At 43.0% G+C, this 10333-nt stretch carries 14 protein-coding genes; 11 read left to right on the forward strand and 3 right to left on the reverse strand.

All coding sequences use genetic code 11. The features are described from left to right. The first annotated feature begins 51 nt into the window (after positions 1-51). The 4 genes from CS921_RS03045 to CS921_RS03060 are packed head-to-tail and all read left to right on the forward strand — an operon-like array spanning position 52 to position 2200. Positions 52-1101 (forward strand): ribonucleotide-diphosphate reductase subunit beta, encoded by a 1050-nt coding sequence (locus CS921_RS03045; RefSeq protein WP_099221584.1) that lies wholly within the window; start codon positions 52-54, stop codon positions 1099-1101. Next, positions 1098-1535 carry a flavodoxin gene (locus tag CS921_RS03050; protein WP_099221585.1) on the forward strand — a complete coding sequence of 146 codons (438 nt, stop codon included), beginning with the start codon at positions 1098-1100 and terminating at the stop codon, positions 1533-1535. The genes CS921_RS03045 and CS921_RS03050 overlap by 4 nt, the downstream gene beginning before the upstream one ends. Next, entirely contained in the window at positions 1532-1858 is a 327-nt protein-coding gene (locus CS921_RS03055; protein WP_099221586.1) for a thioredoxin family protein, read from the forward strand. Before CS921_RS03050 ends, CS921_RS03055 begins: the two co-directional genes overlap by 4 nt. Before the next feature lie 57 nt (positions 1859-1915). Further along, positions 1916-2200 (forward strand): nucleotide pyrophosphohydrolase, encoded by a 285-nt coding sequence (locus CS921_RS03060; RefSeq protein WP_099221587.1) that lies wholly within the window; start codon positions 1916-1918, stop codon positions 2198-2200. A gap of 61 nt (positions 2201-2261) precedes the next feature. On the opposite strand, the gene CS921_RS03065 is transcribed toward CS921_RS03060, so the two are convergent. After that, positions 2262-2432, reverse strand: a complete 171-nt coding sequence (locus tag CS921_RS03065) for a hypothetical protein (protein ID WP_240422291.1) — start codon at positions 2430-2432, stop codon at positions 2262-2264. A gap of 210 nt (positions 2433-2642) precedes the next feature. Between CS921_RS03065 and CS921_RS03070 the strand changes: the two genes are divergently transcribed. Beyond that, complete coding sequence (locus tag CS921_RS03070) at positions 2643-2957, forward strand: nucleoside triphosphate pyrophosphohydrolase family protein (protein ID WP_099221589.1); 315 nt, start codon at positions 2643-2645, stop codon at positions 2955-2957. A 43-nt stretch (positions 2958-3000) separates the two neighbouring features. Here CS921_RS03070 and CS921_RS03075 read toward each other — a convergent pair whose 3' ends face one another. Next, entirely contained in the window at positions 3001-3936 is a 936-nt protein-coding gene (locus CS921_RS03075) for a helix-turn-helix transcriptional regulator (protein ID WP_099221590.1), read from the reverse strand. 82 nt (positions 3937-4018) lie between these two features. On the opposite strand from CS921_RS03075, the gene CS921_RS03080 reads away from it, so the two are divergent. The 6 genes from CS921_RS03080 to CS921_RS03110 all read left to right on the forward strand — a co-directional run bounded on the left by CS921_RS03080 (position 4019) and on the right by CS921_RS03110 (position 9868). After that, positions 4019-4474, forward strand: coding sequence for a VOC family protein (locus tag CS921_RS03080; RefSeq protein ID WP_099221591.1), 456 nt, complete (start codon positions 4019-4021; stop codon positions 4472-4474). Then, the gene (locus tag CS921_RS03085; RefSeq protein ID WP_099221592.1) at positions 4471-4986 is read left to right on the forward strand and encodes a ClbS/DfsB family four-helix bundle protein; all 516 of its coding nucleotides are present in this window, start codon (positions 4471-4473) and stop codon (positions 4984-4986) included. The genes CS921_RS03080 and CS921_RS03085 overlap by 4 nt, the downstream gene beginning before the upstream one ends. Positions 4987-5146: 160 nt before the next feature. After that, positions 5147-6163, forward strand: a complete 1017-nt coding sequence (locus tag CS921_RS03090; RefSeq protein WP_099221593.1) for a PTS sugar transporter subunit IIC — start codon at positions 5147-5149, stop codon at positions 6161-6163. An 814-nt stretch (positions 6164-6977) separates the two neighbouring features. Beyond that, complete coding sequence (locus CS921_RS03100; RefSeq protein WP_099221595.1) at positions 6978-7892, forward strand: iron-hydroxamate ABC transporter substrate-binding protein; 915 nt, start codon at positions 6978-6980, stop codon at positions 7890-7892. 17 nt (positions 7893-7909) lie between these two features. After that, a complete protein-coding gene (locus CS921_RS03105; RefSeq protein ID WP_099221596.1) occupies positions 7910-8884 on the forward strand; it encodes a FecCD family ABC transporter permease in 975 nt (324 codons plus the stop codon). After that, positions 8885-9868, forward strand: coding sequence for a FecCD family ABC transporter permease (locus tag CS921_RS03110; RefSeq protein WP_099221597.1), 984 nt, complete (start codon positions 8885-8887; stop codon positions 9866-9868). It abuts the gene before it with no gap. 98 nt (positions 9869-9966) lie between these two features. On the opposite strand, the gene CS921_RS03115 is transcribed toward CS921_RS03110, so the two are convergent. Next, positions 9967-10333 (reverse strand): hypothetical protein (locus CS921_RS03115; protein WP_162921674.1); only part of this gene is annotated, 367 nt, incomplete at its 5' end.

Consider the following 10333-nt stretch of genomic DNA (forward strand, 5'->3'; position numbering starts at 1 on the left):
CATCGAGCGGGCTTACATAAAGCGAACTACTAAAAGGAGGTTCACCGGAAAATGGCTGAACAAAATGAACAATTAACGCGAATCAAAGTCTTGGAGCCTTTAAGTCCCAATCGTTCGACTTCGATTATCAACGGCGAAACCAGCGGGATTTTAAACTGGAATGATATTCCCTATCCGTCTTTCTACCGTGCCTATAAAGAATTATCGACCAACTACTGGATTCCAGATGAGGTAGATATGAAAGGGGACGCCAAGCAGTATCCAGAGCTGTCTGAAACGGAACGCTATGCTTTTGATGCGATTATCGGATTACTGGCAAGCCTTGACTCTCCGCAAACACGTTTTATCTACAATGTAGCGGAATATATTACGGATCCAGCTGTTCATGCCAACGCGGCGATCATTGCACAGCAGGAAGTAATCCATAATGAAAGCTATTCTTACGTGCTGGCCTCAATTACCAATTTGCAGGAACAAAAACGAGTCTTTGAACTGGCACGGACGCATCCAACAATCATTAAACGTAATGCGCCAATCATGGAAGCCTATGACCAGTTTATGCAAAATAAAACAGGCGAAACACTGGTTCGGGCATTGATCCAATCTTCTATTTTAGAAGGAATCAATTTTTATAGCGGTTTTGCCTATTTCTACAATTTGGTCCGTCAAAATAAAATGACCGGAACAGGCAAAATCATCAGTTTTATCAATCGAGACGAGCTGGCCCATTCAAAATTTATTTCCGAAGTGATCCGGGCGATCCTTGGCGAAAATCCAGAGCTGCAAACCGATGAACTGATCAGCTACACACATGAAGCGTTCAAACATGCGGTGGAACTGGAAACAGAATGGTCACAAGAGGTTCTGCAAGGCATCGAAGGGATCGACGTGGATGAAATGGTCGACTATGTGAAATACCGGGCCAACAAAATGCTGGGCATGCTTGGAATTGACGAACTCTATCCGGGCTACAGCGACAACACGATGACTTGGATCAAAGCTTATGCTGACAACTTTACAGAAACAAAGACCGACTTTTTTGAAATGCGCAATTCAAGCTATAAAAAAACGAATATCGATAATGGATTTGATGATCTATGAGAATTCTCCTTGCTTATGATTCGTTAAGCGGGAACACGAAGCTCGTGGCAGATGAAATCGAAAAGGAACTTGTGGCACGCGGCCATGATGTAACGGCTTTTCGCGTTTCACCGCTTGCTGAGTATCCACTTGATGAGGCATACGACTTGTACATGTTGGGGGCATGGACGGTCGATTACGGCAGAACACCAGATGATATGAAGGATTTTATTGCCGAGCTGGGAGAAAAACCGGAACACGTCGCGCTTTTTGGAACAGGTGAAACACAGTGGGGCGTCGAGTTCTTCTGCGGGGCGGTCGACCGAATGCAAAAATATTTTGGCTCGACCTATCCAACTTTAAAAATCGAACAAATGCCGCACACAAAAGAAGATGCTGAACAAATTAAACAGTTTGTCCAAGAAGTATTGGACAGAAGGGGTGAAGTCAAATGACAAGTATTGAAATCAAATCACTGGAAGAATTTCAAACCTATATGGAAAGTGGCGAATTAGTCTATGTGGATTATTGGAAAGACAACTGCCCGAATTGCAAAATGCTCGACCTTTCTTTCCAAGAATTTAAACATACTGCTGTAGCAGAAAAAGTCAAAGTTTTAAAAGTGAAATTAGAAGAAGTGGGCGAAAACTTTTTCTTCGATCAAAATGTACGCCAAACGCCGACGCTTGTTCTTTACAAGAGTGGCGAAGAGGTTTCACGTTTGAACGGCTTTATTCCGCCAAACAAAATCGAAGAAGCTATCGCTAAACACGCTTAAAATGATCCTCCTCGAATTCGGGGAGGGCTTTTTTGTCGATACGGAAGGGAGATCAAGATGCAGGAACTACAAAATGAAATTACCGACTTTTTAAAAGAAAAGAACTGGCTGGATCAATATCAGCATCCAAAAGAACTGGCGGCAGCACTGAGTGTGGAAGCGGCAGAATTGTTGGAATGTTTTCAGTGGAAAAGCTCAGCAGAGGCGCTGGCTGAAAATCGGCAAGAGATTCTGGAAGAAGTGGCTGATGTGATGATCTATGCTTTGCAAATCGTGGAAAGTATGGGCGAGGACGGCGGAGAAGTGATTCGTCAAAAATTGGCCATCAATCGTGCCAGATAAGTCATTTAAAAACGGCAGGCCCCGTAATGGAAACCTGCCGTTTGCTTATGTCGTATGTAAATTAACGGAATGAATAGGAGCGGGAACGTTTTTTCTTAGCTCTTACGATGGCAATCACACCTAAAATGGCAAGAACAAGGCCAAGCAGGAATGTAAAGAAACCAATCAATCCCGGGATACTGAACGATACACCGATACCAATCAGGCCTAAAATAAAGAGAATAACACGCATTAACTTCAAGCGGAAAACTCCTTTCAAATAATCTAACAACTATTATATCAAATTTTGCCATTTTTTTAACCTTAAAATGAGAAAAATTTTTTAAAGATGAAAAGCATTGGTAGCACATAAGTTCGCATTTTTTGAAATTAGTCAAGACTACCAAGCCAAATAAATATTTGTTATAGTAAAAAAGATAATGATTCGTGGAGGGAAAAGGGAATGGATTTTAAAGAATATCAAGAATTAGCAAAACGAACAGCTGCCCATCATGAGCAGGCGCTTACGAATTACGGCTTGGGCGTTGCAGGAGAAGCAGGCGAAGTTGTAGAACTCATCAAGAAGTATGCCTTTCACGGCCATGATCTCGATAAAGCAGCGCTGACCAAGGAACTGGGGGACCTTCTTTGGTACATTTCACAAATTGCTGAATGGGCCAACATCGAAATGGAAGACGTAGCCGAAATGAACATTAAAAAACTAAAAAAACGCTACCCGCACGGTTTTTCACCGGAGCGCAGCAAGTTATCGATTTAATATTTCAAAGGATGAAGACCTATGCTTCATCCTTTTTTCTTGTTCATCCGTATTTTAACAGTAAATGTTGTAATTTCTTACAGTAGGCGTCTTGCAGGGAGGCTGGTTCCAAAATGGTTATCTGATCGCCAAATGCCAGACAATACTGAACCATAAAATCCGTCTCCGCTTCACCAAATGTCCCTTTGATCAGAAAACCATCGTCTTTTTCAATCAGGTGCATATTTTCATAATTTTTCTTACGGAAAAGATCGAGACCGTTTGGAGCAAGTTTCAATGTGAAAGAGAGTGGCCGATCCTTTTCAGCCTGATATTGATAGCGTCTTTGGATTTCAGCTTCATCCATTTTTTTAGCAGGATGCTCACTTTCTGTCATATTAGTGATAAATTCGACTCGGAACGTTCGAAATGCTTCACGATCCAAATCCCAAGTAAAAATATACCAGTTTCCCTCTACAAAGTTCATGGATAATGGCTGTATATGCCGCGTTTCCTTTCGATAGCGATCATAAGTGATAAATAATACTTTTTGCTGTAAAATAGTCAAGAAAAGTGCCGACAGAGGAACCGGGAAATCCTGATCAGCGGCTCCGTGAAAATGAATCAAACGGTCGACTGCTTCGGCCCGGGACTGCTCTTTTTCAGGAAGAATCGCCTGCAGTTTGCGCCGTAATTCTGCGTAACTTTGGTTGAATGGATTGTTTGCCATGCTTTTTAATAATTGTAGGGAGAAAAAGAGAGCGCCCCATTCCTCACTTGTAAAATAAAGTGGCGGGAGCGGGGGAGAACCAATCAGCTGATAACCGCCATGCCGACCGGAAACGGAATAAAGCGGCGCTCCGAGCTCTTCCAGTGCGGCAATGTCCCGCAGTGCGGTTCTTTTGGAAATGGTAAAAGCGCTCATTAAATCCTGCAAGGTAAATCGCTTGGCCTGATGAACGAAAAGAAGTTCCTGCATTAAGCGTTCATTTTTTTTCATAAAATTCTCCTTAAAAGGTGACAGGTTTTGACACCATTATACGCTATACTGAAAGAAAGCAAAAGAAAGCGAGGCACGAATAATGAAAAATTTGACAATCTCCCCATTTTTAACATTGAATGGACAGGCGGAAGAAGCGATTCGGTATTATCAGGAGTTATTTGAAGCTGAACTGCTATTTAAAATTACCAATCGTGAAATGAAGGCGCAGATGGATCCAACCTTGGCGTATCCAGAAAATGAAGCAGACTGGGTCGCTCATTCTGTCATGACTTTCGCCGGACAGACATGGATGATAGCAGATATAGCAATCGATACGACAATGAAAGAGTTTCAAATCGGCAACCATTTCTCATTTTGTCTGGAAGTGGAGGACCGGGCGGCGGCCGAATCCCTTTATCAGCGTTTTCTGGCGGATTCGCGTACCCAAGTCGTCGAGCCGCTAGCTGCCAATCTTTTTTCTGACGGCTATGCGATCGTCAAATGCCCATTCGGAATCACCTTTCAAATTGTCAGCAAAGCAAGGCCAGCGTCATGAAGCAGTATCAAAATAAGCAGGAGCTAGTCGAAGCGGTTCAACAAAGTTATCAAAAATTCAGAACGGAATTTACTGATGTGCCGGAACCGCTCAGTGACCAGCGAGTCGAAGCGGTCGACAAAACGCCAAAGGAAATGCTTGCCTATCAATTAGGCTGGCTAACACTCGTTCTTTCATGGGAGCAGGAGGAACAGGCGGGCAAGAAAGTTATCACACCAACACCGGAATACAAGTGGAATCAGCTAGGGCCGCTCTATCAGTCCTTCTATGAGCAATATGGCAAAGTGACACTCAAGAAGCAGCTCACCCAGCTGGATCAACTGGTTGCTACGTGGATAAGCTGGATCGAGACGCTACCAGACGAAGTGCTGTTTGAAGCCGGAAAGCGTGACTGGGCAACAACGAAAGCCATGTGGCCGGTCTATAAATGGATCCATATCAATTCGGTCGCGCCATTTACCAACTTTCGCCCGAAAATTCGTAAGTGGAAAAAACAAATACTGGAAAATTAGAAAGAGATGCAAAACGGTTCCCAGCAAGTCTAGGGGCCGTTTTTTCAGTTTTATCAATCTGCTTATTTATGTATTATTAAGTGACAAGACATGTATATATAGATTTTTTGTCAGCATGCCGTTATAATAGATAGGACATGACTAAAAAGGGGTAGTGAAAATGAAAGATTATTTGATTGATCGCTCTTATAAAGCGTCGATGGGGATTGCCAATGCCGTCCTAGTCACGCTTGGAATGGGGCTCTTAATACAAACGATCGGGCAACTGCTGGGCTGGTCGTTTCTTATCCAAATTGGCGCAATCGGCAAAACGATGCTGATTCCAGGGATTGGCGTCGGAATCGCGATTTGTCTGCGGGCCAACACACTAGTAGTAATTAGTGCCGCGGCCAGTGCTGTGATTGGTGGCGGTGGAAGTATTGCACTTGAAAATGGTGGTTTTGCCATTTCAGGCGGTGAGCCTGTCGGGGCGATTTTAGCAGTGATCGTGGCGGTTTGGTGCGGCAAACGTGTGACCGGCAAGACCAAGTTTGATATGGTGCTGATTCCGGCAGTGTCACTTCTGGCCGGCGGTCTAAGCGGTCTACTTTTTGCGAAAATTATGACACCCGTTCTTGTCACAGTGAGCGGCTTTATCACCAGTCTAGTCGAAGGCTCGCCATTTATTTCCTCCGTTGTGATCGCCGGCGTGTTCGGCCTTTTAATTCTAAGTCCCGCTTCATCGGCAGCACTGGCCATTGCGCTACAATTGGATCCAACAGCCAGTGCCGCGGCCTTGATCGGCTGTTCGGTTCAGTTTGTTTCTTTTGCCGTTTTAAGTTTTCGTGACAACAATTGGGGTGCCTTTTTTGCCCAGCTAATCTGCACGCCGAAACTGCAGACACCCAATCTGATTCGCAAACCCAGTTTGATGATCGTGCCGCTTTTGACGGCAATGGTTGCAGGACCAATCGGTGTACTTGTTTTTCATTTACAGGCGACAAGTGAAATTGCAGGAATGGGCTTATGTGCGCTAGTTGCACCGCTTTATCTGGCTGCGAATGAGGGCTTTCTAGCGCTCGGTTTATTTTTAGTCGTTGCTGTGATCTTGCCAGCTGTGATCGCCCTTCTCGTCAGACCGTTCCTTGTCTCCAAGCAAAAACTTAGAACGGGTGATTTGAAAATTGAGCTTGAATAAGAAAGCAGAAAACCCCGAGCAGAATATGCTCGGGGTTTTCTTCGGATGAGCCAACTTGCCACTCATCTGATGGGCCGGTATTTGTCTGATGTTTCTGTCTAAACATACATGGGGGAGAACGGTTTTGGTTTCCAGAAGCAAGTTGCGTATTTCGATTTTTCTGGGCTAATCCCAGCAGGACATCTGGTAAAAATCAGCTTATGCCCTGTTTCTTCTCTCAGATACCGCGGATTGATTTCTTTGCGGCTAAATGAGCGCTGTTCTTGCAACTGTTCGACCATTTTAAGATACGATACTTTGTTCCGCTGCTTTAAAAGAGTGAGGATTTTTCAAAGCTGGGACGTAACGAAAATCCGTTTCCCTGTCTTTTCAAAATATTCGTCCTTGACGCGGCTAGAATCTCCATCGCCTTCCTCCTGCAATTTTGAAAAGATGTGACTTTTAACCAACTTTCTTCCTTGACCATCAGACGCTTCCGGCATATGACAAAGCTGAAAAATTCTCAGCTTGTACACGGAATAATGTTACAAAATGGAAGTAGGTGGTGTGGAATGGTTCAAAAAAGTTATTCGATCTCTTTCTTTCATTCGCATCACCTCTTTTGTATTTGTTACTATATTATAACCGTTTTTTTGTTTTGTAAACGCTTAATTCGAAAAATGAGTCCTATGGCTGAAATTTTTAGTAAAAAATGGATTTTAGCAGGAAGAAATACACCAAAAAAAGAAAAAATGGGTTGACGCTTTCTTAGATAACCGCTATGATAGATAATATTGAGAATGATTATCACTATCAAATAAAGGGAGGAAACAAGATGAAGAAGTTTGCATGGATGTTCGCGATTTTGCTGAGCCTTGTACTAGCAGGTTGCGGAGCCAGTTCAGATAAAGCAAGTACTGAGGAAAATGAGGCGGCAAAGACGGTGACGTTTCAGTCAGAGGATGGAGCCATTGAAGTCCCTGCGAAACCCAAACGTGTCGTTGCACTTTCAAGTTATACAGGTGATCTGATTAATCTGGGCGTGAATATTGTCGGAGCAGACAGCTGGAGTTTTGGCAATGCGAATTTTAAAGATGCTTTGAAAGATGCCAAGGAAGTGTCCGATGAAGATGTAGAAGGGATTATTGCGCTTAAACCCGACTTGATTATTGGCAGTTCAACCATGAAAAATAAGGATAAGTTGAAAAAAGTGGCACCTGTTGTGACCTTTACATATAACAAATTGAACTATCTGGATCAGCATATTGCTGTCGGAAAAGCCGTCAATAAAGAAAAAGAAGCCACCGCCTGGGCGAAAGATTTTGAAAAACGGGCAGAAAAAGCCGGTGATGAAATCAAAGCGAAAATTGGTGAAAATGCGACCGTTTCTGTTGCGGAAAGTTACGACAAGCAAATGTATGTTTTTGGCGATAACTGGGGACGCGGTACGGAAATTCTTTATCAAGCAATGAAGCTCAAGATGCCAGACTCCGTCAAAAATTCTGCACTCGAAGCTGGCTATTACGCGATTTCACCAGAAGAACTTGGCAATTATACGGGGGACTATCTGGTACTCAGCCGTCAAAGTGATGGAGATAATTCCTTTATGAAAACCAGCACGTATCAGGATATTCCGGCCGTGAAAAATAATCAGGTGCTGGAGGTTGAATCGAGCAAATTTTACTTTAATGATGCCACCACTTTAGAATATCAACTGAAAACTTTTGAAAAATTCTTTCTAGGTAAGTAAAGAAGAAAGGTGAGCGCATGCGAATTTCACTTCCAATTAAATTTTTGACTGCGCTGATTCTGCTGTGTATCGTTTTTCTGCTTGCCTTGATGTTTGGCTCTGTCAATTATTCGCTGTCATTTCTAGTCGACGGTTTCTTGCACGGAGCACATGAAAAACAAATGACGATTCTGACAGAACTGCGTTTACCGCGAAATGTGGCCGCAGTTTTTGTCGGCGCAGCTCTTGGCGTTTCTGGGACCATCATGCAGGCCATCACGCGGAATCCGCTTGCCGACCCGGGACTTCTTGGTGTTTCGGCTGGCGCCAATGCAGCTCTTGCTGTTGTGCTGGCATTTCTTCCAGGGCTTGCTTTTTCAGGCATGATGTTAGCTTGCTTTATCGGGGCCGCTCTTGGCACACTGCTGGTTTTATTTTTAAGCCAGTCCAAGGATATGTACAAAATCGTACTAGCAGGCGCGGCAATATCTGCTTTTCTAACGGCGGTCTCAAGTGGTATCGGTTTGATTTTTAAAACAAGTAAAGGCATGAATATGTGGACTTCTGGCGGACTGATCGGTGTCACATGGAATGAAGTCTGGCTGACAGTCCCCATCATACTAGCAGCACTATTATTCAGTTTATTTTTTACCAAGCAGATTGGCATTTTGACGATGAGTGATGAGGTGGCGACAGGGCTCGGGTTATCAATTAAAAAACTGCGGGTGATTTTATTGTTTGTGATTGCCATTCTAACGGGCATTGCCGTGTCCCTCATTGGGGATTTAGCTTTTGTAGGGCTGATCGTGCCGCACTTTGCCAGATTTATTGTCGGATCGAACTACAAATCAATTTTGCCCATGTCCGCTTTTATTGGGGCTATTTTTTTACTGCTGGCTGATATTGTCAGTCGAACGCTCAATCCACCGTTTGAAATCCCGATCATCGCGATTATTTCGGTTATTGGTTTTCCGTTCTTTCTTTATATTGTGCGGAAAGGGGTGGCAAACTAAATGGACAAGCAGAAAAAGATTTTACCATACCCGTTTATTATCCTGATTGCCGCGCTTCTTCTTTTAGGAACAGCGATTGTCAGTCTGATGCTTGGAACGGAGGCGCTTAGCTTCGGGCGTATTTTTTCCGTGCTGTCAGGGCAGGGGACGATGCTTGAGAATTTTATCCTATTCGACTTGCGGCTGCCAAGACTGTTAATTGTAATCTTGGCGGGTGCAGCGCTTGTTATTTCAGGAAGCTTGCTGCAAACTTTATTAAAAAATGATTTAGCAGATCCGGGTATCATCGGCATCAACTCTGGGGCTGGGGTAGGCGTGGCGATTTTCTTTTTGTTTTTTGCTGCGCAGGCGGAAGCGTTTAGCTATTTGGTGCCGCTCGCAGGATGCTTGGGAGGCTTGCTTACAGCCTTTTTGATTATTTTCGTTTCAAAAAATCGTCCAGAAGCATTGATTTTAAACGGAATTGGCTTCTCATTTGCACTTTCTGGGTTGATGGTGTTGCTGATGTCAACGGCCAATCAAGAGAAAGTAGATTTTTTAACAAAATGGCTGTCGGGATCAATTTGGGGCACTGATTGGGTCTATGTAGCGATTTTGGCAGGGATGTTTATTATTTTGCTGCCGTTCGTTTTTTATCATCTACGAACCTTAGATTTACTGACACTGGATGAATATACAACGATTAATTTAGGGATAGCCGTCAAACCATGGCGTTTTATCTTTATGGTCATTGCCGTCATTTTTGCGGCTGTGACAGTATCCATTACAGGAACGATTACATTTTTAGGATTGATGGGGCCACACATTGCCCGATCGATTGTTGGACCGAAGCATCGTTATTTTTTACCGCTCGCTATTTTTATCGGAGCCGAATTATTTTTATTTGCGGATATTATTGCACAACGAATTCATTTGCCAACAGGAATTTTACTATCGATCATCGGCAGCCCCTATTTTATTTACCTATTGCTTAAGAAAAAATAAGAAAAAGCGCACATCCAAAATAGGCGGATGCGCGCTTTTTCAAGTTCTATTTGCTGAAAATAGCGGAGGAAAGGAATATTTGAATTTAAGGGCATTTTCTAACAATTAAGCGTAACACCCGTCAGGTTTTTCCAGTCTTGGAGAAGGTCGTCAGCGACAAGATTAAACTCAGCTAGACGAATTGCAGAAATTAGGGAAGAGACTTTATTATTAATGGAAGAATCATTGTTTTTTAACCACTCAACTTCACAAATACAATACTTGGCTTCTAATATAATTAATGTATGATGGCACTTTTTAGCTAATTCTAAAACATCATAAATATAATTACTTACCTCGTCAAAGCGATTATTAAGACGCAAATAATTGCAAAAGTTAAATAAAGTAGCGCATTTAGTTTTTGCAACATCATTGAATTCAGAATATAAGTCGAAATACTTATCAAGTCTTTGAAAAATATAATGA

It is taken from the genome of Listeria costaricensis, assembly GCF_900183385.1.
Taxonomy (GTDB): domain Bacteria; phylum Bacillota; class Bacilli; order Lactobacillales; family Listeriaceae; genus Listeria; species Listeria costaricensis.

What these genes read in the sequence shown, in the direction of transcription:
- CS921_RS03085 (WP_099221592.1), top strand. Translation starts at nt 4,471, where the DNA reads ATGAAGCAGTATCAAAATAAGCAGGAGCTAGTCGAAGCGGTTCAACAA.
- CS921_RS03100 (WP_099221595.1), top strand. Translation starts at nt 6,978, where the DNA reads ATGAAGAAGTTTGCATGGATGTTCGCGATTTTGCTGAGCCTTGTACTA.
- CS921_RS03090 (WP_099221593.1), top strand. Translation starts at nt 5,147, where the DNA reads ATGAAAGATTATTTGATTGATCGCTCTTATAAAGCGTCGATGGGGATT.
- CS921_RS03050 (WP_099221585.1), top strand. Translation starts at nt 1,098, where the DNA reads ATGAGAATTCTCCTTGCTTATGATTCGTTAAGCGGGAACACGAAGCTC.
- CS921_RS03070 (WP_099221589.1), top strand. Translation starts at nt 2,643, where the DNA reads ATGGATTTTAAAGAATATCAAGAATTAGCAAAACGAACAGCTGCCCAT.
- CS921_RS03105 (WP_099221596.1), top strand. Translation starts at nt 7,910, where the DNA reads ATGCGAATTTCACTTCCAATTAAATTTTTGACTGCGCTGATTCTGCTG.
- CS921_RS03075 (WP_099221590.1), bottom strand. Translation starts at nt 3,936, where the DNA reads ATGAAAAAAAATGAACGCTTAATGCAGGAACTTCTTTTCGTTCATCAG.
- CS921_RS03055 (WP_099221586.1), top strand. Translation starts at nt 1,532, where the DNA reads ATGACAAGTATTGAAATCAAATCACTGGAAGAATTTCAAACCTATATG.
- CS921_RS03110 (WP_099221597.1), top strand. Translation starts at nt 8,885, where the DNA reads ATGGACAAGCAGAAAAAGATTTTACCATACCCGTTTATTATCCTGATT.
- CS921_RS03065 (WP_240422291.1), bottom strand. Translation starts at nt 2,432, where the DNA reads ATGCGTGTTATTCTCTTTATTTTAGGCCTGATTGGTATCGGTGTATCG.
- CS921_RS03045 (WP_099221584.1), top strand. Translation starts at nt 52, where the DNA reads ATGGCTGAACAAAATGAACAATTAACGCGAATCAAAGTCTTGGAGCCT.
- CS921_RS03060 (WP_099221587.1), top strand. Translation starts at nt 1,916, where the DNA reads ATGCAGGAACTACAAAATGAAATTACCGACTTTTTAAAAGAAAAGAAC.
- CS921_RS03080 (WP_099221591.1), top strand. Translation starts at nt 4,019, where the DNA reads ATGAAAAATTTGACAATCTCCCCATTTTTAACATTGAATGGACAGGCG.